The organism is Butyricicoccus faecihominis, from assembly GCF_024462775.1.
GTDB classification, from domain to species: Bacteria; Bacillota; Clostridia; order Oscillospirales; family Butyricicoccaceae; genus Agathobaculum; species Agathobaculum faecihominis_A.
This window is the reverse complement of sequence record NZ_JANGCE010000012.1, coordinates 1-24272: the sequence shown is the minus strand read 5'-3', so window position 1 is coordinate 24272 and position 24272 is coordinate 1. Positions and strand designations below refer to the sequence as shown.

At 59.9% G+C, this 24272-nt stretch carries 20 protein-coding genes; 13 read left to right on the top strand and 7 right to left on the bottom strand.

Annotated features, from left to right (window positions below):
* From NE562_RS08030 to NE562_RS08015, 4 genes are read right to left on the bottom strand one after another with little or no spacing between them, the layout of a single operon-like run.
* Complete coding sequence (locus NE562_RS08030) at window positions 1-1131, bottom strand: TRAP transporter substrate-binding protein (RefSeq protein WP_280961885.1); 1131 nt, start codon at window positions 1129-1131, stop codon at window positions 1-3.
* Window positions 1132-1191: 60 nt separating this feature from the next.
* A complete protein-coding gene (locus tag NE562_RS08025; protein WP_280961884.1) occupies window positions 1192-2169 on the bottom strand; it encodes a hydroxyacid dehydrogenase in 978 nt (325 codons plus the stop codon).
* A gap of 20 nt (window positions 2170-2189) precedes the next feature.
* On the bottom strand, window positions 2190-2990 hold the full coding sequence (locus tag NE562_RS08020; RefSeq protein WP_280961883.1) for an NAD(P)-binding domain-containing protein: 801 nt from the start codon (window positions 2988-2990) through the stop codon (window positions 2190-2192).
* Between the two features lie 15 nt (window positions 2991-3005).
* The gene (locus NE562_RS08015) at window positions 3006-3899 is read right to left on the bottom strand and encodes a dihydrodipicolinate synthase family protein (RefSeq protein WP_280961882.1); all 894 of its coding nucleotides are present in this window, start codon (window positions 3897-3899) and stop codon (window positions 3006-3008) included.
* Between the two features lie 376 nt (window positions 3900-4275).
* Between NE562_RS08015 and NE562_RS08010 the strand changes: the two genes are divergently transcribed.
* The 3 genes from NE562_RS08010 to NE562_RS08000 all read left to right on the top strand — a co-directional run bounded on the left by NE562_RS08010 (window position 4276) and on the right by NE562_RS08000 (window position 8119).
* Window positions 4276-5157, top strand: a complete 882-nt coding sequence (locus NE562_RS08010; RefSeq protein ID WP_280961881.1) for a MerR family transcriptional regulator — start codon at window positions 4276-4278, stop codon at window positions 5155-5157.
* A 478-nt stretch (window positions 5158-5635) separates the two neighbouring features.
* Window positions 5636-7132 (top strand): aldehyde dehydrogenase family protein, encoded by a 1497-nt coding sequence (locus tag NE562_RS08005; RefSeq protein WP_280961880.1) that lies wholly within the window; start codon window positions 5636-5638, stop codon window positions 7130-7132.
* Window positions 7133-7801: 669 nt separating this feature from the next.
* Window positions 7802-8119: a helix-turn-helix domain-containing protein gene (locus NE562_RS08000; RefSeq protein WP_280961879.1), complete on the top strand. Its 318-nt coding sequence runs from the start codon at window positions 7802-7804 to the stop codon at window positions 8117-8119.
* An 800-nt stretch (window positions 8120-8919) separates the two neighbouring features.
* On the opposite strand, the gene NE562_RS07995 is transcribed toward NE562_RS08000, so the two are convergent.
* The 3 genes from NE562_RS07995 to NE562_RS07985 form a co-directional block, all read right to left on the bottom strand.
* Window positions 8920-9471 (bottom strand): flavodoxin family protein, encoded by a 552-nt coding sequence (locus tag NE562_RS07995; protein ID WP_280961878.1) that lies wholly within the window; start codon window positions 9469-9471, stop codon window positions 8920-8922.
* 12 nt (window positions 9472-9483) lie between these two features.
* Entirely contained in the window at window positions 9484-10032 is a 549-nt protein-coding gene (locus NE562_RS07990; RefSeq protein WP_280961877.1) for a flavodoxin family protein, read from the bottom strand.
* Window positions 10033-10144: 112 nt separating this feature from the next.
* Complete coding sequence (locus NE562_RS07985; RefSeq protein ID WP_280961876.1) at window positions 10145-11521, bottom strand: MATE family efflux transporter; 1377 nt, start codon at window positions 11519-11521, stop codon at window positions 10145-10147.
* 260 nt (window positions 11522-11781) lie between these two features.
* Here NE562_RS07985 and NE562_RS07980 point away from each other — a divergent pair, with 260 nt between their 5' ends.
* From NE562_RS07980 to NE562_RS07930, 10 genes are all read left to right on the top strand, one after another.
* Window positions 11782-12795, top strand: coding sequence for an ROK family protein (locus NE562_RS07980; RefSeq protein WP_280961875.1), 1014 nt, complete (start codon window positions 11782-11784; stop codon window positions 12793-12795).
* A 669-nt stretch (window positions 12796-13464) separates the two neighbouring features.
* Entirely contained in the window at window positions 13465-15756 is a 2292-nt protein-coding gene (locus tag NE562_RS17665) for an excinuclease ABC subunit UvrA (RefSeq protein ID WP_305147410.1), read from the top strand.
* A gap of 22 nt (window positions 15757-15778) precedes the next feature.
* Entirely contained in the window at window positions 15779-16351 is a 573-nt protein-coding gene (locus NE562_RS07965; protein ID WP_280961874.1) for an ANTAR domain-containing response regulator, read from the top strand.
* The gene (locus tag NE562_RS07960) at window positions 16348-18234 is read left to right on the top strand and encodes a histidine kinase dimerization/phosphoacceptor domain -containing protein (RefSeq protein WP_280961873.1); all 1887 of its coding nucleotides are present in this window, start codon (window positions 16348-16350) and stop codon (window positions 18232-18234) included. The genes NE562_RS07965 and NE562_RS07960 overlap by 4 nt, the downstream gene beginning before the upstream one ends.
* Window positions 18235-18497: 263 nt before the next feature.
* Window positions 18498-19571: a phosphotriesterase family protein gene (locus tag NE562_RS07955; protein ID WP_280961872.1), complete on the top strand. Its 1074-nt coding sequence runs from the start codon at window positions 18498-18500 to the stop codon at window positions 19569-19571.
* A 56-nt stretch (window positions 19572-19627) separates the two neighbouring features.
* Window positions 19628-20116, top strand: coding sequence for an RbsD/FucU domain-containing protein (locus tag NE562_RS07950; protein ID WP_280961871.1), 489 nt, complete (start codon window positions 19628-19630; stop codon window positions 20114-20116).
* 47 nt (window positions 20117-20163) lie between these two features.
* Window positions 20164-20949: an ATP-binding cassette domain-containing protein gene (locus NE562_RS07945; RefSeq protein ID WP_280961870.1), complete on the top strand. Its 786-nt coding sequence runs from the start codon at window positions 20164-20166 to the stop codon at window positions 20947-20949.
* Window positions 20950-20958: 9 nt separating this feature from the next.
* Window positions 20959-21702, top strand: coding sequence for an ATP-binding cassette domain-containing protein (locus NE562_RS07940; RefSeq protein WP_280961869.1), 744 nt, complete (start codon window positions 20959-20961; stop codon window positions 21700-21702).
* A gap of 19 nt (window positions 21703-21721) precedes the next feature.
* A complete protein-coding gene (locus NE562_RS07935; RefSeq protein WP_280961868.1) occupies window positions 21722-22879 on the top strand; it encodes a substrate-binding domain-containing protein in 1158 nt (385 codons plus the stop codon).
* A gap of 59 nt (window positions 22880-22938) precedes the next feature.
* On the top strand, window positions 22939-24153 hold the full coding sequence (locus tag NE562_RS07930) for a sugar ABC transporter permease (protein WP_280961867.1): 1215 nt from the start codon (window positions 22939-22941) through the stop codon (window positions 24151-24153).
* The last annotated feature ends 119 nt before the right edge of the window (window positions 24154-24272 follow it).

Sequence of the window (24272 nt, the reverse complement as noted above, 5' to 3'; positions counted from 1 at the left end):
TCACGCGCGTCCCATCAGCATGGCGGCGGCGTCATAGGCCTTGGTAAAGCGGTCGTAGAACGCGGGGTCCACCTTGTTCATCACAGCCGCCTTGCCGGCTTCAAAGCAGGCGTCCCGGAAGGCCGCGCGCTCTTCATCGGTAAGCGAAACGATCTCGATGCCGCTGCTTTCCAAAACGTTTAGGTTATCCACATTGTTCGCGGCCACCACGCCGCTGGTGGCGCGGCGCGCGTCCATCTCGGCGCGCAGGATGATATCCTGCCGCTCCGGGGTCAGCTTGTTCCAAGAATCCTCGTTCATGGCGCAAATGCAAACGTTCGCGGCGTGCTTGGTCTCGGTGATGTATTTGACCGTTTCGTACAGGTTGTTCATGAACAGGGTGTAATTGCAGTTTTCATAGCAGTCGATCACGCCGGTCGAGGCCGCGGAATACAGCTCCGTGAAGGCGACCGAGGACGGTACCGCGCCCCAGCTTTCCACCATGGCGATGTGCGGATCGATCTCCTGCACGCGCATTTTCATGCCGGCCATGTCGGCCAGCGAACGCACGGGCGCTTTCCACGTATCGAGGTTGCGGAAATCGGTCTGGATCAGGCTGAGCAGGCGCATATTCGCGGCGCTTTGCAGCTGGGCGCTCAGCTCGTCCTTGATCTCGCCCTCGCATACCAGATTGCACACATCGATGTCTTCGATCAGGTAGGGCATATCGAACACGCTCACGTTCGGCACCCAACCGGCCAACGCGCCGACCGAGGCGGACAGCGCGATATCGATCGTCCCCTGCGAGCACTGCTCCAAGCACGAGGTCGTGCTGCCAAGCGAATCGTTTGGATAGATTTCAAGCGTCATTTCGCCGCCGGAATACAGTTCGATGGACTTTTTGAACACACGGGCGTAGCAATTCCATGTGTTTTTTAGCATGCTGGTGTCGTTATCGCCGTGGCTCAGTTTGAGCACCACGCTCGCGCCTGCGAGCGGCTGCGCCGGGCCGGTGGTTTCGCTTTGCACCGCCACATCTGTGTTCGCGTCCGCGCCGCCCGTACCGGACGGCACGCCCGTTTGAGGACCGCAGCCGGTAAGCATTGTGGAGAAGAGCGCGGCGGCGGCAAGCAGAGAAAGAAATCTTTTCATGCGAATACTCCTTTTCCTAATGGTTGTCGGGACCCTGTCGGCCGCGCGTGTGGGAAGGCTTCAGCGCGCTTCCATGTCGCGGCGGTTTGCCCAGTTGACCAGCGGCGTTTCTCCGTCCAGCGCGGCGAGCAGCGCGCCCGCCGCCCTGACCGCGAGGCGCTCGCGCGATTCCCTTGTATCGCCGCCGCTGTGCGGAGTCAGGATCACATTGTCGAGCTGGAACAGCGGATTTTCCGCAAACGGCGGTTCGGGATCGAAAACATCGAGCGCCGCGCCCGCGATGCGCCCGCCGACGAGCGCCCGATAGAGCGCCGCCTCATCGACGACCGGGCCGCGGCCCAGATTGCAGAGATAGGCGCTTTGCTTCATGGCTTCAAACTGGGCGGTGGAAAACAGGCCGCGCGTCTCGGCCGTCAGCGGCAGATGGATGCTGACAAAGTCCGCCCGCCCAAGGCCGTCCTCCAGCACCTCCACCTTTTCCGCGCCCACTTCCAGCATCTGGCCGGCAGGCACGAACGCGTCATACGCGAGCACCCGCATGCCGAACGCCTGCGCTTTTTGGGCGACCTCGCGGCCGATCCGCCCAAAACCGGCGATCAGCAGGGTCTTCTCGGCAATGTCGCTTGGCAAATTGGTGTCGCGGTACCGCCAGTTGCCGCGTCGCACATTCGCATCCGCGCGAATCAGGTTTTGCGCCGAGGCGAGAAGAAACAGCATGGCGTGCTCGCTCACCGTGGTATAGTTGCCATCCGGTACATGGAGGACCTGCACCCCGTGTTCGGTCGCCGCCGCAACGTCGATATTATCCAGACCGACGCCGGGCTCCGCGACGACCTTGAGCGTCGGACAGCTTTCGATGATTCGGCGGGTGATCGGTTCGATCCGGGGCAGCAGCCCCTGCGCCCCGCTTTCCTGAATGACGCGAATCAGCGTTTGCTCCCCGCCGTCCGGCGCCATGACCACACGGGCCTTTTCTTGAAGAAGCTGAACGCCCGCCGGGTGGATGGTGGGTTCGATCAGTACGATGGTATGCATCATGTGTTCCCTCGCCTTTCCTATCAGTCTTTGGGGATGTCGCCGACCGTGCGGGCAAAAACCGGCCGTATCGCATCGGCCCACGCCTTGATGCCGCCCGCCGCGTCGATCAGCTCTAAATTTTGCAGATTGATGCCGCCGGGCGTTGAGACGGTGGCCATCGTATGCACGCCCGTGCGATCCTGCCGAATCGCTTCCTGACAAACGGCGGCAAAGAAATTGGTCACATAGCCCGTCGCCTGCTCGGCGCTCAGCCCTTCGGACTGCGCCCAACCGATCAGCTGATCCATGACGGCGAACATGGAGGTCACGCAGCCGGTAATCGCGCCGAACACGGCGGCTTGGTACCGCTTTTCGACTGAAATGACCTTGCCGATGTGGCCGAAAATCTCCGCCGCCTCGGGTGTTGGCGGACACTGCACGATCGGGCCGTCGGTAAAGGCGTTGAACGTTAACGGCACCATATGCAGCATGGTATCCACCTTGCAGTTGATCCAAGCGGCGATCTGCTCCACCGTTTTATCGAACATGACGTTGATGATCTTATGCGCCGGGCGGAAACGCAGGGAACGGCAAACCTCCTCGCCCGCTTCGGGCAGCACGGCCAGAACGACCCAATCCGCCGCGTCCACCACGGCCTGAATGCTGTCGGCCACGGTGACGCGGTCGGGGTAATCCGCCTTCAGCTTGGCGGCGTTTTTTTCATAGTGCGGCGAAACGACGATGGGGTACGGAACATCGGCCGCGCGGCTGCAAAAACCGGTGACCATCGCGGTCGTGATCGCGCCGGTACCGACAAAACCAAGGGTAGGCAACTGATTCATCCTATTTTTCCTCCTTTACGCGAGCATGCCGTGCTTTTCCAGCTCGGCACGCAAAAGCGCCTTTGTCTCCTCGTCCGGTTCGTTCACGGGCACGGTCCATGCGCCGGTCTCCTGCCCCATCAGCTGCATGGCGTATTTTAGGGGCGAGGGGTGCATGCCGTTGCCGAACAGCGCCTTTACCAGACCGAAATACTGGAAGATGAGCGCGTGCGCCTTTTGCGATTCCCCGCTCCGAGCCAGCTTGTAGATCTCGGCATATTCGCGGGGCAGCACGCAGGATGCCGCGATCACGCCGCCGCGCGCCCCCGCCAGAACCTGATCGGCAAACGCCAGATCGGAACCGCTGTAGATCGATCCGTCGTCGCCCGCCAGACGCACCGCGTTTAAAAACTGCGTATAATCCGAACACTCCTTGCAGCCGATCACGCCCGGAATCTCCCGCAGCATGCGCGCGAGCGTTTCCGGCATGACGTTTGTGCCGATGCGGCCGGGATAGTTATATACGATCATGGGCGCTTGCAGCGCCTGATACAGCGCCTGAAAATAATCGTAAATACCCTGCTGCGTAACGCTTACATAATAGGGCGGCAGCACCAGCAGCGCGTTTGCGCCCGCGTCGAGCGCGTTTCTGCCGTTTATGACCGCTTCGGCGAAGCCGGGCTCCAACACGCCGCCGATCACCGGCACGCGGCCCGCTGCCGCTTGCACGACCGTTTTTACGGTAAACGCGCGCTGCTCTGCGTTCATGTTGACGTATTGGCCGCTGCCGGCCGACGCGATCACGACGTCCACGCCGCCCTCGATCACAAAGTCCGTGTGCGCCCTCAGCATTTCCGCGTTTACAGAGCCATCCTTGTTATACGGCGTGATCAGCGCGGTCATGACCCCGTCAAATTTGGTGTTTCTCATTTTGTATGCCTCCTTATCCTTGTTGAACGGCATTGCAGAAAGCGTGCCGCCGTTATCGGCGTTTCCCTGCTTTGCTTATAGTGCCATTGTACCTACTCCCCCTGCGATAGGGTCAATAGCTAAATATAGCCCTGCTTTTTTTGTGAAAAGAGCATAAAAAAACCGCTGTTTCCAGCGGTTTATCAAATTTTCCATCATATCTAAGGCTAACTATGGCCTACCGCAACGTCAAGGTTTTACGATTCGTCCGGCGCTTGACTGAAACGGGAAATAATGCTAATCTATTACTAGGCTATATATAACCTTATGTCCAAAACGATTCCTTCTGTCAGGCGGGATCGTTCCGACCGTCATTCTTGTGAAGGAGGGCATCTCCGTGGATCAGTACTTTTCAAGAGAAAACGACCGGTACAGTATCGGGGATATGTCGGAGATTTTCAACATTTCACGGCGCACCCTGCGCCTTTATCATGATATGGGCCTGCTGGTACCGCAAAACGTGGATGACTATAACGGCTACCGCTATTACTCACGCAACCAGTTCGCGCGGCTGGAAAAGATCATTCAAATGAAATCCGTGGGTCTGTCGCTCCGGCAAATCAAATCCATGCTGGACGAGCGGAACCTTTCGGTGTTTGAAGCGCTGCTCAGCGAGCGGATCGACACGCTCAATGAAAAGATCACGGCGGATACCACGCTGCGCGACCTGTTGATCAAGCAGCTCAATAGCTGCGCCCACATGCGCAATCCCCCTGTTCTGGATTCCGCGTTCATCGAGTTCATCCCCAAGCGGGCGGCTTTGGCGTTTGAGATCGAACCGTATGACCTGCGGCAAAGCTATTGCGACGGCTCGCCTTGGTCCAAGGTGCTGGTGCAGATCAAGGAGGCGCTTCAGGAAAACAACCTTTCCGCTTCCCTGCTCAATCAGGCCTGCTGCACCATTACGCAGCAAGCGCTTTTGGAGGAAGACTATCTGTGCGGCGGCGCGCTGCTTCTGATCGACGGCCCCATGCAGGCGAGCATTCCCCATACGATCGTGCAGGCCGGCACCTACGCCTGTATCTATCGCAACTATATCGCCATGGACGGCCGCTCGGAATGTATCGGGCTGGATAAGCTGCTGCAGTTCATCCGGGATAAGCGCTACCAGATCGTCGGCCCATACCTTGGCGAGGTCATCGCCAAGATGTCGATCTTTGATTACTGCAACAACAATATTTTGGTCAAGCTACAGATCCCCGTGAAAATTTTTGAATAATAGAAAAGCGCCGCAGGACGTGTTGCCTGCGGCGCTTTCCCGAGAGAAGAAGAAAAAAGGAAGAATAGGTCGAAACTAGAATAGAAGGATATTTCCGTCCAATGTCATGAAGTTAAGCTACCCCATTGTCATCCTGAGGAACATGGTGACGAAGGATCTCGCGCGGACGCGCGATTTTCGGTAGATTCCGCGCGTTCGCGCGAGATCCTTCGCTTCGCTCAGGATGACAAACTTACGAAAATGCTTTAACTGAATAACATTGTCTTTCCGTATATTCTCTTTATAGCACCCGCGCCGACTTTTGTCAACATTTATTTTAAACAATTTAATAACAAAGGCATATTTTCTTCGATTTTTAAAATAACCTATAAATATTCATTGACAGACTTTATTTTATGTGTTAAATTAAAGCTAATAAAAAGCGGCGGTCAAACGTCGCTCCACCATACTACAATCGTCAAATAGGAGGAACAAAATCATGCGCATGATGGAAATCATCGATGAATCGACCGGCAAGGTAGTGGGCAGCGTGCCGCACTACGACGGCAAGGAGATCGCGAAAATGGTAGACGTCGCTTACGCGGCGCAGCCCCGCTGGGAAAAGGTGCCGCTGTTCGAGCGCGGCCAGATCCTTTATAAGTTCTGCGACCTGATCGACCAGAACCGCGAGGAGATCGCAAACTACATGTCCTGCGAAATGGGCAAGCCCATTCTTCAGTCCCGCGCGGAGACCACCTACGCCGCCGAGATCGGCCGCGCCAACATCGAAGTGGGCAAGCACATGTACGGCGAGGTGCTGTGCGACAGCTCCGAGGGCTACGAGGATCACGTAGTCATGGTCCGTCACGAGGCGCTGGGCGTCGTCGCGGCGGTCATCCCCTTCAACTACCCGGTCGAGCTGACCCTGCAAAAGGTCGTTCCGGCGCTTCTGATGGGCAACACCATGATCGTCAAGGCATCCACCACGGCCCCCTGCTGCGTCAAGAAGCTGATTGATCTGGCGATCGAAGCCGGCGTGCCGCAGGACGTGCTGCAATTCGTCACCGGCAGCCGCGAGGACTGCACCGAAAACCTGCTGACCAACAAGAAGGTCGCCTGCATCGCCATGACCGGCAGCACCGAAGCCGGCGCCGAGATGATGCACGACGCCGCGCCCACCATCAAGAAGGTCATTCTGGAGCTGGGCGGCAACGATCCGCTCATCATCACCGAGGAAGCCGCGAACGATCCCGAGCTGATCGCCAAGGCGATCGAGTGCCTGTGCTGGGGCCGCATCAACGAGAACAACGGGCAGGTCTGCGCCTCCCCCAAGCGCACCATCGTACATAAGAAGGCGCACGATGTGTTCGTCAAGTGCCTTGTGAACTTTGTTTCCACCCTCAAGCGCGGCCACGCGACCGATCCCGAAGCGCAGCTGACCCGTCTGGTCTCCACCAAGGCGGCCGAGCGCGTCGAGAAGCAGATCCAGCACACCATCGATCAGGGCGCGAAGCTCCTTTACGGCGGCAAGCGCAACGGCCCCGAAATGGACGTTACCATTCTGGACAACGTGACCAAGGACATGGATATCGCGTGCGATATGGAGGTATTCGGCCCCGTCGTTCCGATCATCACCTTTGAGACCGACGAAGAGGCTGTCGCGATCGCCAACCAGAGCCAGTACGGCCTGTCCGCGTGCGTGATCACCAAGGACCTGAAGAAGTCCTTCTACTACACCGAGCACGTGGAATCCTCGGCGGTATGGGTCAACGGTTCCAGCGCGCTGCGCCATAACGACCAGCCGTTCGGCGGCTGCAAGGGCACCGGCATCGGCAACGAGGGCGCGGGCTACTCCTGCGCCGAGTTCACCCGCCTGAAGACCTACGGCTTCTGCGACGTTTCCCCCAAGGAGCGCCTGTACGAACATGCCGACGGCATGGGCGATTTCCTGTCCAACTTCCGCGCGCAGGTCGCGGAGCAAATGAAGGATATGTAAGCAACTGTATGAAAAAGGCACGCCGTGTTTTTGCGGCGTGCCCTTTTTTTGGTGGCTCGCTTTGCTCGCGATAAAATGCGCGGCAGTAGCCGCGATGGACGAACGCGCCGCCCGGCGCGGGGACGAACACCTGAGCGGCGTTCCTTATTTGGGCTTCCCCCGACGAGGGGAAGCTGGCACGGCGAAGCCGTGACTGAAGGGGGGCGTAAGGGTGGGCGGCCATGATGTGCGTGCATTCTTGGTGGCTCGCTTTGCTCGCGATTTAATGCGCGGCGGTAGCCGCGGGGGAACGATGCGCCGCCCGGCGCGGGGGCCAAGGGGAAGGGAACACCTTACGGTTTTCCCTTCCCCTTGGAACTCCATTCTTTTCCCTTCTCCTGCTTGGGGGCGGTGTGAGCCGCGCTTTAGTCATGTAAACAATTTTTGACGGTGCCGTACCGGATGCCGGGGGATTCAGTGGACGGGTTGCTTCGCTCGGCCGGACCGGCCTAGTTTCGCGCGCCCACTTGTCTTGGCGCTTCGCTTTCGGCGGGCTGGGGCAGCCCGCCCAACGGCCGCGTTTTTTATATTCGGTTTCTCATGACAGCCCAATGTTTCCATATCACGAAACATGAAAGATACAAAACAGGTTATAATGAAGCTACAATAAAGCTAAAAAGAGGGCAAAACATGAAGCTATTGATGGGGCAACGCTTGAAAAAAGCGCGAATCAGCCGTGGACTGACCGGCGAACAATTAGCGGAATTATGTCACATCAATGCGACTTATCTTCGCCAAATCGAAGCAGAGCGAAAGACGCCCAGTCTGCCGGTATTTATCAGCTTATGCGACGAACTTAAAGTATCGCCAACCTACTTACTTACCGAAGTGCTGATAGAAAACGAACTAAGCGATTTTGGCGTACTTTCGGATCTATGGCAGAGCGCAACGCCTGTTCAAATTCAAATTGTCACCGCTATGGTGCGCAGCGCATTGGAGCAACTGTAGTTTAGCATGCCGAGCGGCGGAGTGGGTCACTCCGCCCTACAAGCGGGGACGCTTGGCCGGCGTAGGGCGGGCTGACCCAGCCCGCCGAAAGCGAAGCGCCGGCAAATGCGGGCGCGCGAAACTTGGCCGGTCCGGCCGAGCGAAGCAACCCGTCCACTGAATCCCCCGGCACCCGATCCGGCACCGCCACAAATTGTTTATATGACAAAAGGGCGGCTCGTGCCGCCCCCATACAGGAGAAGGGAAAAGAATGGAGTTCCAAGGGGAAGGGAAAACCGTAAGGTGTTCCCTTCCCCTTGGCCCCCGCGCCGGGCGGCGCAATCGTCCCCGCGGCTACCGCCGCGCATGAAATCGCGAGCAAAGCGAGCCACCAACTAAACGGAGCGCCAGCAAATGTGGGCGCGCGAAACTAGGCCGGTCCGGCCGAGCAAAGCAACCCGTCCACTGAATCCCCCGGCACCCGATCCGGCACCGCGACAAATTGTTTATATGACAAAAGGGCGGCTCGTGCCGCCCCCATACAGGAGAAGGGAAAAGAATGGAGTTCCAAGGGGAAGGGAAAACCGTAAGGTGTTCCCTTCCCCTTGGCCCCCGCGCCGGGCGGCGCATCGTTCCCCCGCGGCTACCGCCGCGCATTAAATCGCGAGCAAAGCGAGCCACCAAGAATGCACGCACATCATGGCCGCCCACCCTTACGCCCCCCTTCAGTCACGGCTTCGCCGTGCCAGCTTCCCCTCGTCGGGGGAAGCCCAAATAAGGAGCGCCGCAGCTTTCGCTACAGCGCTCCTTTGTTTTTTGAATTACAGCGCCGCCCCAAGCGCACGCGCGCGGGCAAGCGCGTCCGTGTGCTCGATCTCGCCCTTTTCGCGGACGCCGGGCGCCAGAATATTGCCCCGCTGCCGCCACTTGAAATAGTCCGCCATATCGCTGTACATGTGTACCGCGTCGCGGAAGTAGGATTCGTCCTCCGCCTCGCCGCAGACGAGCAGCACGCTTTCGCTTGCTTTCAGCGGCGTGCGGCAGTTCGGCGCGCAATAGGCGTATAGCCGGTCGATTGGCGCTTTCATCTGCGACGGCATGGACGACCAATAAAGCGGAAACGCAAAAACCAGTACATCCGCCGCTTCCAGCAGCGGGATCAGCTGCTGGAAATCATCCTGAACCGCGCAGGCGGAGCCGTGGCTCCAGCAAACGTCGCAGGCGATGCAGCCCGCCATGCGATGATGCGCGCAGTCGAACTTCGTCACCTCGTGCCCGGCTTCACGCGCGCCCTGTATGAACGCATCGGCCATGAGGTCGCTGTTGCCGTGCGGACGCGGGCTGCCGGTCAGCACCAAAACATTCTTTTTCATTGTCCCGCCCCCTTACAGCGAACGGGCCAGCGCCCGCGCGCGGTCCAGCGCGTCCGTTTCCTTGATCTCGCCCGCCTTGTTCACGCCGGGCACGACCAGACGGCCGCTGTCCTTCCAGCCGCGGTCCTCCAAAATAAGCTCGTACGAGCGCACCGCGCCTTCAAACACCCGCTCCTCCGCGATCTCGCCGCAGATGAGCAGCACGGCCTCCTTGATCGGCAGCGTTTTGCCGCCGACGATGAACGCATAGAGCTTGTCGAGCGCCGCCTTGATCGAGGCCGGGAAGGTATACCAGTAAAGCGGCATGGCCAAAACCAGCGTGTCCGCCCATTCCAGCAGGGGCGAGAGCAGCGCGAAATCGTCCGCAAAGACGCAGGCGCGCCCGGCCGAAAAGCACTGGTCACAGGCGCGGCAGGGCAAAATGCGATGCGCCGCCGTGTCAAACACCTCCACGGTATGTCCCGCGCGCTCGGCCTCCTCCCGAAACGCCCGCGCCATAAGGTTGCTGTTTCCTCCCTGCCGCGCGCTGGCGGTCAGGATCAGTATGTTCTTGCCCATCATGCATGTTGCGGAAGAGCAGTCTCCCGCGCTCCTTTCCTTCCGTTTAACTGCATGATATCACCGCCGCGCGGCAGTGTCAAGGCGTTGCGGCATATTTTTTCAAATATTATTTTTATTCCTTTATAATTTTACGCTCCGCATCGATCCCAGCCTTGATCCGCCGGATATGCGTGTAATAATACGCCACCAAAAACACGGCCGCGCCCGTCCAAGCGGCTACCTCCGCGTAGAAGATGCCTTCCCTGCCGATCAGCGGCGGCAGCAGCAGCGCCACGCCGATGCGCATGAACAGTTCGACCACGCCGGACGCCATCGGCACCCGCATGTTGCCCAGCCCTTGCAGCGAGGAACGGTAGGCGTGCAGCAGGAACAGGATGATGAGAAGGCAGCTCATGATGAACAGATAATGGTAGGCGATCTCGATCACCTCGGCCGCGTTTTTTTCTTCCGCGGAAACGAAAAGGCTGAGCAGCCCCTTGCCAAATGCAATGGTGAAAACCGAAATCACGACCGAGATCACCGCCGAAAGCGTGACAACGGCCCGTATGCCGGCGTCGATCCGGTCGGTGCGGCCCGCGCCCCGGTTCTGCCCCATATACGCGGTCATGGCGTAGCCGAACGCGATGGCCGCGCTTTCCAGCACGCCGTACAGCTTATTGGTGGCCGTGAAGCCCGCGACAAACACAATGCCGAAGCCGTTTAGCACAAACTGCACGACCATGCCGCCCACCGCGATCACGGCGTTTTGCAGCGCCGTGGGCGCGCCAAGGCTGAAAAGGCGGCGCAGCAGGGGCTTGTCGGGCCGCAGCTCCTCGCGCGACAGGCAGCAGGCCGGAAGCTGCCGCATGGCGGCCAGACAATACAGCAGCGAGCAGAGCTGGGCGATGACCGTTGCGACCGCCGCGCCGAAAATGCCCATATGGAATTGCAGGACGAACAAAAGGTCCAGCCCGATGTTGACGACCGCCGCCACCACCATCGCGGCCAGCGGCGTGCGGCTGTCGCCCATGCAGCGGAGGATCGCGGCGGACATGTTGTACCCCAACACGATGATCGTGCCCACGAACAACACCTGTAAGTACTGCCGGGAACCGCCGATGATCGATTGCTCCGTTTGGAGCAGGCGAAGCAGCGGATCGATCGCGAGCAGCCCCACCACGGTTAGCACCACGCCGACCGCAAGGCTGAGCAGCACGATCTGGCCGATGACCTTTTGCAGGCGCTTATGGTCGCCCGCGCCGAACACCTCGGCCACCAAGACGGAAAAACCGTGTGTGAACCCATGAATTGCCCAGAGCAGCATCCAGTTGATCCAATCCGCCGCGCCGAGCGAGGCCAGCGCCTGCACGCCCACGCCCCGGCCCACGATGATCGAATCGACGATCATATAGAGCTGCTGGAACACGCTGCCCACCATCAGCGGCAGCGAAAAAAAGAAGATCAGGCTGATCGGCCTGCCCTTCGTCATTTCTCTTACCTTTGCGCGCACGTCGCTCTCCCCCTGTCCATGCCTTGCTTCACGCAATTCTTTTCTTGTATTTTATTTAGTTTATATTATCAACCAAAATAAAGCAATATCTATTTTCATCCGGCGGGCAATTTTTTCAAAAGGCTTTACAAGAAGGGAGATTTAGGATATTATATTATTATAATATGATATATTTTAATACCCATTGCTGCACAATAAATTGAAATGCGGGCGGCGCGAACTTGGCTTGCGCGCCGCCCGCTGAATCGAGGTTAGAACAAATGATTACCAGCGCAATCGAAATCCGCCAGCGCAACAAGGAACGCATCCGCGAGGCCATCCAGAAGCACGAGACCTGCACCAAGGCCGACATCGTCAAGGAGACCGATCTGAGCATGGCCACCTGCTCGACCGCCCTGAATGAAATGCTTGAGGCAAAGGAAATCCTCAAGGTCGATCAGATCGGCGCGGGCATTGGCCGTCCTTCCGATCTGTTCTCCTACAACCGGGACTATCTGCACGTGCTGAGTATTTGCGTATACACGCACGCGGACCACGGTTCGCTGGACCTCGCCGTGGCGGACGCGCTTGGCGGCGTGATCGAACAGCGGCAGCTCACGCCCGGCGAGCTGTCCCAGCAGACCATCGAGGAGCTGGTCGCCGAGCGGATCGCGGCGGACCCGCTCATCCGCACGGTGGGCATCGGCATTCCCGGCGTGGTGAGCGACGGCGTGATCGAGTTTTGCGACATCAAGGGGCTGGAAAAGGCCGACTTTGTCCGCTCGCTGAGCGAGCGGTTCGGCGTGCAGGTGATCGTAAAGAACGATATGCACATCATCACCTATTACCTTTACCACGAACAGGCCGAGCGACGCGGCGATTTCGCCGCCATCTACTTCCCGGAGACCAGCGGCTATGTCGGCAGCGGCTTTATCGTAAACGGCCACTCCTTGACCGGCTCCACCATGCTGTCCGGCTCGGTCTGGCATGTGGCGGAGGCCTTCGGCGTTTCGCCGGACGAGCAGGCGCGCCTGCTGAACGACCGGCCCGCGTTTTTGCGGTTCGCCTCCCAGATTCTCACAACCATCTGCTGCACCATCAACCCGGCGAGCGTTGTTTTGCTGAGCAACAGCCTTGGCGACGCGGACGCGGAGGAGATCCGCGCGCTGTGCGGCAAGGTGCTTGGCCCGCAGCACCTGCCCGAGCTCCGTACCGACGGCCACACGTTTGAAAACTACGCGCTCGGCCTAATCCGGCTGACGCTTGATTCCACCCTGTTCCCCTTTATCGTTTAACAGTCCCCCGATATAAAACCAAGCGGCCGCAGACAGCGTATGTCTGCGGCCGCTTGGCTCTGCGTTTCCCTTGCCCGGCCGGCGAACGACCCGGAGGACAGCCGGATCTTAAAACGCCGCATGTATGTAGGGAGAGGCGCGCCCACCAATGTTATTCATATAAGGTCAGGCAAGACAAAAAAATAACGCAAACACAGAAAAAGTAGGGCGCGACGCCCTCGGCGCGCCGAGAGCGAAGCACCGGGATAAGTGAGAGCATCAAACAGGCCGGTACGGCCGAGAGAAGGGACATGGTTTCTCAGAAAGTGTTACGTCCCTTCGAGACGGCGCGTCGAGAGCGTGGTCCAGACCAGCTTCTCTTGGCCTTCGGCCAATTCACCTTCTCGCGCCCTACTAGCTCGGTGAATCCCTTGTTTTTTTCCTATGCGTTTCCCTTAACAAAATAACATTGGCGCGCCCACCGGCGGGCAAGGCAGGAAAACGAAAGAGATCGAAGGCGCCTGAGGAACGCCCTCCACTATCAGGATAAGCCGTTTCACTCAATTTGTCAATGCTTAAAATAATATTTTTTATATTTAGAAAAATTATAGTTAGCAAGCGCTTTACGCACCATTCGAGCCGTGCTATAATATTTTTAATGAAACGCCGACAGATAAGGAGGAATGCGGTATGCCCCGCGCACGCGACGCGATCGTCCTTTCGGGCGCGCATGAAAACAATTTGAAGCACATAAGCCTTTCCATTCCAAAGGGCAGGCTGGTGGTCTTTACCGGCGTATCCGGTTCAGGCAAGTCCTCGCTGGTGTTCGACACAATCGCGGTCGAAGCGTCGAGACAGCTGAACGACACCTACCCGCTCTATCTGCGCAGCCGCCTGCCCCACTACGAAATGCCCGCCGTGGACATGATCGACGGGCTGACCACCTCGATCGTGATCGACCAAAAGCCTTTTCATGGCGATATCCGCTCGACCGTGGCGACCATGACCGATCTGGCGCCCCTGCTGCGCCTGCTCTTTTCCCGCTGCGCCACGCCGAGCGCCGGGCCGTCCTCCGCCTATTCCTTTAACGATCCCTCAGGCATGTGCCCGGTGTGCAGCGGCCTTGGCAAGACCGTGCGCTTTGATTTCGCCAAGCTGCTGGATACGGAGAAATCGCTAAACGAAGGCGCGATCCTGTTCCCCGGCCATCAGGTGGGCGCCTATCAGTGGCAGCTTTACGCCAATTCGGGCCTTTTGGACCCGGACAAGCCCCTTTGCCAGTGGAGCGAGCGGGAATGGCAGGACTTTTTGCACGGCTCGGGCGTGATCGTGCCCATCCGCAACACGACCGGCAAGGTCTGGAACGATTACACGCTCACCTACGAGGGCTTTCTCGACCGCATCGAGCGGCTATACCTCAAGCGGGACGTGAACGCGGGCAGCAAGGCCGCGCAGCGCATCCTGCGCGATTTCACCACCGAATGCGCCTGCCCCGCCTGCCGCGGCGCGCGCCTGAACGCGGCTGCGCTCGAAAGCCGCCTTTTCGGCTTTAACATCCACGAGCTGGGCGAAATGGAGATCGGCGACCTTTCCGCCGTGCTGGAACGGCTGGAAAACCCGGTGGGCGCTTCCCTCGCGCGGCGGCTGGTTCGCGTGCTGCACAGCATAACCGATATGGGCCTTGGCTACCTGAGCCTGAACCGCCCCTGCCGCACCCTGTCCGGCGGCGAAGCGCAGCGGCTGAAAATGGTGCGCCATTTGGGCAGCAGCCTGACCGGGCTGACCTATATTTTTGACGAGCCCTCCGCCGGGCTGCACCCGGCGGACGTTACGAGGCTGGGCCGCCTGCTGCTGCGCCTGCGCGACCGGGGCAACACGCTGCTGGTGGTGGAGCACAACAAGGCCGTGATCCGCATGGCGGACGAGGTAATCGACATGGGGCCCGCCGCCGGTACCGGCGGCGGCAGGGTGATCTTTCAGGGGCCGGTCGGCGCGCTTATGGAGCAGGACAGCCTGACCGGGCTGAGCCTGCGCAAGAAAACGCCGCTCAATCCCTGTCCGCGAAAACCAAAGGGCTGGCTGCACATTCGGAACGCGACGCTGCACAATCTCAAGAACGTATCGGTCGATATCCCGCTCGGCGTGCTGACCGTGGTGAGCGGGCTCGCCGGGTCGGGCAAGACCTCGCTCGTCTGCGGCGAACTGAAGCGCCTGTACCCGCAGGCCGAGCACATCAGCAGCGCGCCGATCGGCGCCAGCTCCCGCTCGACCCCGGCGACCTACTTGGGCATAATGGATGAGATACGCCGCTTGTTCGCCCGCGAAAACGGCGTGGATGCGGCGCTGTTCAGTTACAGCTCCAAGGGGGCCTGCCCGGTCTGCAAGGGCAAGGGCTTTGTCACCACCGAAATGGCCTTCATGGACCCGGTGACCCAGCCGTGCGAAGCCTGCCGCGGCACGCGGTTCAGCGAAGAAGCGCTCTCCCACCGCTTTGGCGGCAAAACGATTCTGGAGGTGCTGGCGCTGACGGTGGACGAGGCCATGGAATTTTTTATAAGCCCCAAAATCCGCGCCAAGCTGCGTATGCTGGCAAACGTCGGCCTTGGCTATCTGACGCTCGGCCAGCCGACCGGCACGCTTTCCGGCGGCGAGTGCCAGCGCGTCAAGCTGGCCAGCCATCTGGGCGGCGAGGGCGGCGTCTTGCTGCTGGACGAGCCGGCCACCGGCCTGCACGGGGCGGATGTGGAGCAGCTGATGCAGCTGCTTGCCCGCCTGATCGAGGGGGGCGCTTCCGCCATTGTGGTGGAGCATGATCTGGATGTGATCCGCCGGGCGGATTGGGTGATCGACATGGGGCCGGAGGGCGGCAAAAACGGCGGGCAGGTGCTGTACGAAGGCCCGCCCGCGGGGCTCGTACACTGTCCCCATTCGGCCACGGCCCGCGCGCTGCGCCGGGAGGACAGGCCGCTGGAAACAGACTGACTTGAGGGGGGAGGCAAATACCGTGCGCGTGTTTATTGCAGAGGACGAGCCGCTCGTGCGGCTCGGTTTTCAGAAGATGGTAGCCAATATCGGACACGAGGTGGTGGGCACGGCCGGCAACGGCAAGCTTGCGATCGAACGTATTCTGGAACTGCGGCCCGATATCGTGATGATGGACGTGAACCTACCCGAAATAGACGGCATTACCGCGATCGAGACCGTGCAAAAGGTTTTTCAGATCCCGGCGGTGGTCATAACGGGCTACCGCGATTCCAAGGTGACCGAGCGCGTCAGCGCGGCGGGCGTGTTCGGCTATTTGCAAAAGCCGGTGGATGAATACGAGATCGAATCCGCGCTGTCCATCGCCTACGCGCGCTACGCCGAGCAGCGCGCCGCCATCAGCGAGCGCGATCAGGCCATCAACCGCCTTTCCGAGCGCAAGGTGATCGAACGCGCCAAGGGGCTTTTGATGGATCAATTCGGCATTGGCGACGAGGACGCGATGCGCTTTTTGCAGCGCAAAAGCCGGAACGAAAACCGCAAGCTGGTACTGGTCGCGCAGGATATCCTGCGCCGCGAGGAGCTGATCAAATGACAAGGGGGACGCAGAAAAAAAGCCGCGCGCCGCTGCTGCGCATGGAAAACCTCTCCTCGCTCGCGCACGGCGGGCGGCGGCTTCAAAACCTCCGCTTCGACCTAAGGCCGGGCGAAACGCACGTGCTGCTCGGCACCTACATTTACGACCACCGCAATTTTTGCGACCTGCTGTGCGGAGACGTGCTCGGTCTGTCGGGCGCTTACGATATTTTGGGCCAACCCTACAAAAAACGCCGCCGGTTGGAGCGCGAGATTCAGTTTATCGGCCTTGCGCCCATGCTCTGCCCTTCTATCTCGGTCGCGGAAAATATCCTGATCGCCAGCCTCAAGCCCCGCTTTTGCGTCAAGCGCGGCGCGCTGGACCAGTGCACGGAGCTGATGCGGCGGGTGGGCGTTTCGCTCGATCTGTCCAAAAGCCCGTCGCAGATGAGCGTGGACGAATGCAAAACCGTGGAAATGCTGCGTTTATGCGCGATCGCGCCCCCTGTCGCGGTGTTTTTCGACGCGATCAATTATCTGGGCGGCGAAAGCCGCGGGCTGCTCCCCAAGGTGCTGCGCTTTCTCACCGAAGCGGGCTGCGGCGTGATCTATATGACCAGCAGCTTTGAGGAGGCGCTCCGGCTGGGCGACCGCATCTCCATTCTGGACGGCGGCACGATCAAGGGCACCTTTCCCACGGAGGAAGTGCGCAAAAACCCCAGCGAAATCGCCTACCTGCTTTCCGGGTGGGAGCCGCTCATCGAATCGCGCACCGAGGAGGACGACCTTTCCGTGTTGCAGGCGATCAGCAATATCGACGATATCATGCAGTCGGACGGCGAGCTCAAGCGCGTGCTGGAGCACATCGCGGGCGATCTGGTCAAGGCGCTCGGCGCGGATTGCTCGGTGCTGTATCTGGTGGACGAATCGCGCATGAACGTGGTGGACGTGATCTCCAGCGGGGACGGCGCGCCGCCGCTCCCCCTTTTGCCGCACACCGACGTGCTGGCGCTGCTTCAGCAGAAGGGCGTGCTGCAATTTCGCGCGGGCGAGGCGCGATTTGAAGCGCTTTTCTCCAAAAGCGATGCGATACGACATATATTCTGCTACCCGGTGCGGCTGGACGGAAAAAAGAACGCGCTGATTCAGGTGATGTTTTCCGCCGGGCGCGTGCCCGCGCCGCAAGCGCCGATCTATTTGAAAATGTACGCGCGCGAGGTCGCCGTCGCCATCGAGACCTCGCGCCTGATGGGCAACTCCGTTTTATTGCAAGAGACCCACCACCGCATCAAAAACAACCTGCAAATGGTGCACAACCTGCTGTATCTGCAAAAGGCGGACGCGCTCGCCGCGCCCGACCCCAACGTGGGCGAAATACTGGACGAAGCGATGCACCGCATCAAGTGCATCGCCACGGTGCACGCGCTGCTGTGCAAGGATTGGTTCGGGCGCAATGTGGTCAACCTGAAAACGCTCATCCTTGAGATCCTGCATATTTACCACGGCCTGTCGATCACGCTCGACACCCAGCTTGAGGAGACCAGCGTGCCCTATGACGACGCGATCTCGATCGCGCTGGTCACAAACGAGCTGATCAGCAACTGTGTGCGCCACGCGTTTTTACCCGGACAAAGCGGCTGCCGCGTGCGGATCACGCTGCGCAATACCGGCACGATGGTCATCCTCTCCGTCGCGGACAACGGCGCGGGCCTGCCGGAGGGCTTTCAGGCGGACGCGGCCGAAAGCGTGGGCATGAGCATCATCACCAGCATCCTCCGCGAATTAAACGGCGCGCTTACCTATTTGCCCGCTTCGCCGCACGGCACTGAGGCAAACGTGCGCTTTCCCCGCCGCGCCAGCCTGTCCCCCCTGCCGCTGGACAACGGCGCCGCAACTGTATGAACGTTTTAAACAAGTTAAAAACCCGTGAATCATGCAGGTTCACCAAATATTATATCCATTAAATTAAATGAGATATAAATCATTGACAAAAAAGACGGGTGGTGTTAATATAGCCATAACAAAAGTGCATAGAGCGTCAGGCGCGGTCAAGACTGCCGCGCCGGCGGACAAAGTGATAAGCCATGGATGCTTTCATCGGACAAGATGAAGGGGATCTGTGGCTTTTTTTGTGCATGCAAGACAAAAAAACAGGAGGAATGACCATGGCACATGCAATGACCGTACGGGGGCCGGTATCCCCCAGCGCGCTTGGCCCAACCTTGACGCACGAGCACATTTTCTGCGACTTCACCTGTTTTCTGCTGCCGCCGCAAAACGAAGCGGAACGTCGTTTTATGGAGGAGCCGGTCACGCTGCAAAACCTATGGTCCATGCGCGTCAATCCCTACGCCAACCGCGACGAATGCCGGCTGACCGACATGGACACCGCGCTCGAGGAGCTGGCCGTTTTCAAAGCCGCCGGCGGCCGCACGATCACCGAGGTAACGCTTGAAGGCATTGGCCGCGATGTACGGCGGCTCGCCGAGGTATCGCGCCGAACGGGGCTGCACATCATCTGCGGCACGGGCCACTACATCGATCCCACCCTGCCGGACTATGTGCGCGCCGCCTCGGCCGACCAGCTTGCCGCGCAGTATATTGCGGAAATCCGAAACGGGCTGGACGGCACGGATATCCGCCCCGGCGTCATCGGCGAGATCGGCACGAGCTACCTTATGACACAGGACGAGGTTAAGGTGCTGCGCGCCGCAGCGCGCGCCCAGCGCGAGACCGGACTTGCCATTACCATCCACCTTGACCCCGGCGCGCGGCGCGGACACGAGGTGCTCGATATTCTGGTAAAGGAAGAAGGCGTTTCACCGGATAAAATTATCCTAGGTCATTTGGATTTCGCGCTCGCGCATAAGGATATCGAATTTGACGAGGGCGTGGACTACATCGTAAGCCTTGGCAACCGGGGCTGCTATCTGGAATTTGAGCTGTGCGGCAACACGACCGTTTACAAAAAGGAGCAAGGCTCTTGGGTGCTGCCGACCGATCTGCAGCGCACCGTGGCGATTCGCCGCCTGTGTGGCCGCGGCTTTGCCGACCGTATCCTGCTGTCGCACGATCAGGGGCTCAAGCACTTTCTGCGCAAATACGGCGGCTGGGGCTACAGCCACGTGCTGACCGATTTCCAGCGTTATCTGGCGGAAGCCGGTTTGGAGCCGCACACCTGCCGATTGTTCAATGTGGACAATCCGGCGCGCGTGCTCGCGATCGATCGCGACGCCTAGGGCGGCATGAAAACGTTATTCCATTTGCATTATAAATTTTTAAGGGGGCACCTCACATGAAAAGAAGAATTTTAAACGAGAGACTGGCGGCAATCGTCGCATCGATCCGGCACGGCGAAATGCTGTTTATCGCGGATTCCGGCAGCGGAACCTGTTCCAAAGCGCTGTACCCGCTGGACGAGAGCGTGGAATACCTCGACCTTGAGGTGGTGACCGGCTCGCCCACGTTTGAGGATGTGGTCCGCACGCTTGCCGAAGCGGGCGATTTCGAGGGCGCGATCATCACCGAGGATATGCCAGACCAAAACCCCAAGGATTACGGCACGCTGGTCGAGCTGTTCGGTGAAAACAAGGTGCGCCAGATCAACTACGCGCCCGAATACTACGAGCTGCGCGACCGCTGCAAGGCCGTGGTCCAGACCGGCGATATCGGCATCCACGCGCAGGCCGTGCTGATCGCGGGCTATCCGAGCGCGGATATCGACATTAAGGTGCTGCTCGGCGAAACCAAATTTACCACCGTGCCCAAAAAGGACCGGAAGTGACCGCCCCGCAAACGCTGTGAGAAAGCTGGAGGTGAACAGCAGTACTTATGAAAGCACAACATACGACGGTCCTCGACATCGACCATGTCGACACGCCGCTTTTATCGCTCCGGCACATCTCGAAATACTTTGGCGGCGTGCAGGCGCTGATCGATGTGGACATGGAGGTGCGCCGCGGCGAAGTCACCGTGCTGGTGGGCGATAACGGCGCGGGCAAATCGACCTTTTTAAAGGTCATATCGGGCGTTAACATCCCCGAGGAAGGCGAAATCCGGTTCAACGGCAAGCCGGTTTCGATCCACAACACGCTCGATTCGGTGGAGCTGGGCATTCAGACGGTATATCAGGATTTGGCGCTTTGCGACAATCTGGACATCGTGCAGAACCTGTTCCTCGGGCGCGAGATCACGCGCGCGGGCCGTTTGAACGAGGCCGAGATGGAGCGCGTCGCCCAGCAGTGTCTGGACGAGCTCGGCATCGAAATACAGAGCGTGCGCGCAAACGCCGGCGCGCTTTCCGGCGGGCAGCGGCAGGCGGTCGCCATCGCGCGGGCCATGCTCGGCGCGCCCGACGTGGTGCTGCTGGACGAGCCGCTGGCCAACCTTGGTCTCAAGCAGCGGCAGCAGGTCTCCAAGCTCATCATGGGCCTGCGCGAAAAAAACGTGGGCGTGGTGGTGGTCTCGCACGATCTGGCCGAAGTGTTCCCCATTTGCGACAAGGTGGTCGTATTCCGTCTGGGCGAAAAAGTGGCCGAAATACAGCGGGCCGAGATCACGACCGAGCGCGTCGTCGCGGAGATCACGGGCTCGAACACCTTCCTCGACGAAGAATAGGAGACGCGCATGAGAAATGAAAAACCGATCGTGGAGCTGCGGCGCCTGACTAAGGATTACGGCGGCGTGCGCGCCTTAAACGATGTGAGCCTGTCCATTCACGAGGGCGAATTGCTGTTTATCGTCGGCGACAACGGCGCGGGCAAATCGACGCTCGTCAACATTCTTTCCGGCGCGGTCATGCCGAACGCGGAAAGCGAAATCCTCTTCAAGGGCAAGCCCGTCCGCATCGCGACCCCCAAGCAGGCGCAGGGCATGGGCATTTTCACGGTATATCAGGACCTATCGCTCTGCAACGATTTAAACGCGTTCCAAAACATTTTCTTAGGCAACGAACTGACCCGCGCGGCGCGCCTGAACCACGAGAGCATGGAGCGCCGGACGCGCGACCTGTTCGGGGAGATCGGCTCCAACGTGCCCAACCCCTCGGCCCCGGTCGGCACGCGCTCGGGCGGCCAGCGGCAGGCGGTCGCCATTGCCAAGGCGCTGCTGCTGCCCTCCAAGGTGGTGCTGCTCGACGAGCCGACCGCCGCGCTCGGCGTTATCCAGCGCAAGCAGGTATCCAAATTGACCCGCTCGCTGCGGGACTCCGGACACGCGGTCGTGGTCGTGTCGCAGGATTTGGACGAGGTCGTCAAATCCGCCGACCGCGCGGTCGTGCTGCGCATCGGCGAGATCGAAAGCGTGCTGGAAGGCGGCACGTTTACGCGCGACGATCTGGTCGCGCACATTACGGGTATCCATTCGTCTTAAAAAGAAAGGGAGGCTTCTCATGAAAAAGTTCCATCGCGCGCTCGCGCTGCTATCCATGCTCTGCTTTACCTGCACGTTACTGCTGACCGGCTGTTCCTCCGGCAAAGCGCCGGACGCGGCGGGAAGTACCGCAGTGCCGTCCGGCACGCCGAGCGGCGGGCAACCGGCCGAAGGCGATGTGATCTACGACGGCGAGGGCACGGTCTATTTCGCCATTCCCGACGGCACCATCTCCCGCTGGCCCAACTTTGACGCGCCCTTCATTGAAAAGTGGCTGAAAACCTACGCGCCCAATATGGAGCTGAAGGTGCTGGACGCGGAGGGCGACGCGCAAAAGCAGTTGCAGCAAATCGAAGGCGCGATCACCGCGGGCTGTGATTTTCTGGTCTACGCCCCGGCCGAGGAGCTCAGCGCGGCGGGCGCGCTGCAACTGCTCAACGACGAGGGCGTTCCCTTCTGCGCGCTGTCGCACACGCCCTACGGCGGCAAATGCGAAATGATGGTCACCACCCCCTTCCCCGCCATCGCGGAACAGTACCTAAAATACATGGAGGAAAACATTCTGCCGAACGCGGACGGCGTCGTCAAGGTCGCCGGTATCTGGGGCGCGACCGGCTCCCCGTTCTATAACGATCTCAAGGATACCTACCATGCAACGCTCGACAAGTGGGCGGAAGAGGGCAAGGTCGAAATCGTCTTTGAAGCCGATACCAACGACTGGACGGCGGCCAGCGCGCAGCCCGTTACCGAGCAAATGCTGACGCAGACCGGCAATGACGTAGACGTGGTCATCAGCATGAACGACGACCTGCTGACCGGCGTCGTCGCGACGCTACAGGAGCAGGGCATGGTGCACGACGTGGCCCTGCTCGGCGGCTGCGACTCCACCGTACAGGGACTGGCCCGCGTGCAGGAGGGCTGGCAGGCGGCCGACGTACTGCCCGACTACGAAACGCAGGCCCAAAAGGTCGCCGAGGTTTGCGCCACTTGGCTGCGCGACGGCAAGTGCCCCGCCGACATGGCCGACCGTGTGTACGATAACGATTCGCCCGACGGCTTGCCGCAAATTCTGGTGCCCACGCTGCTGATCACTCAGGATAACCTCAAGGCGGAGATCGTCGACGCGGGCGTCGCCACGCAGCAAGCGATCGACGAGGTCGCCAAGACCCTAAAATAATAACGGTCCGCCGATCGGCGGGCCGGCGGCTAAACTTTGCTTTTGCTGGAGGAGTAATCATGGCGGAAACTACAAAAGACAGTGTCGTTCTGAGCCGTACGACAGAGATCAAACCAAATAAAAAACTGCGCGTGATGGAAGCTCTGAACGGCCCGCTGCGCATGCTGCCGGTCATCTTCGCGCTGGTCGTGATCTGGGTCATTTTCACGGCGATCAATCCCTCGTTTCTCAGCTCGCGCAACCTGACCACCCTTTCGGTGCAGATCGTCAACATGGGCGTGATGTCCATCGGCCTGTTCCTCGTGCTGCTGCACGGCGAGCTGGACCTTTCCTGCGCGGCGGCAAGCGCGGTGAGCGCCTCCGTCGGCGCGATGATCTGCGTCATCTTTGAATTGCCCTTTCTCGCGGGCTTCGCGGCCTGCATCCTGACCGGCGCGGTCGTGGGCTTTCTCCAAGGCTGGATCGTCACCAAGTTTTCGGCCCCGGCCTTCATCATCACGCTGGGCTCGCAGATGGCGCTGGAAGGCCTGCTGCTGGTCATTCTGCGCGAGCACAACCAGATTTCGCTGATGAACAGCTCGCTGGCCGTGTTCACCACCACTTACCTGCCGAACTGGCTGTCCTATGTGCTGCTCGCGGCGGGCACGGCGGTGCTGTTCATCCTTACCTATCAGTCCTACACGCAGGCGCGCAAAAATAATCTGCCTGTCAAGTTTGTGAACAAGGTCATCATCCCCACGGGCGCGGTGCTCGTCGGCGGCGTGGCCGTGCTGGAGATCATGCGGCGCTATAAGGGCCTGAACCTTTCGGTGCTGCTGCTGATCGTGCTGCTCGCCGCGTTCTCCTACCTGCTCACGCAGACGCGCTTCGGCGTGCATCTGTACGCGCTCGGCAGCAACCCGGAAGCCGTGCGCCGCGCGGGTATCAGCGTGAAAAACACCAAATGGGCGGCCTTTATCATCTCGGGCGCGGTATTCGCGTTCGCCGGGCTGATCGCGGCTTCCCGCGTGCAAAGCGTTTCCATCTCCTCGATCGACGACAGCATCATGATGAACTCGATCGCGGCGTGCGTGCTCGGCGGCGCCAGCCTGACCGGCGGCAAGGGCAACATCTGGGGCGTGCTGCTCGGCTCGCTCGTGATGGGCAGCCTCGCGAACGGCATGTACCTGATCGGCGCGGAGACCTCGACCCGCCTTGTCGTACAGGGCGCGATCCTTGTCGCGGCGGTCGTGCTGGACGCTTTTATCGTAAACGCTTCGACCAACCGTCGTTAATCATTCGCTCTTTTCTTCTCTCTTTAAAAGTAGGAGGCTTCCATTTTAGAAGCCTCCTACTTTCAGCGTGTCGACAAAGTCGACACGCTGTCTAGGGGGGCTCCAATGCCCCCTAGATA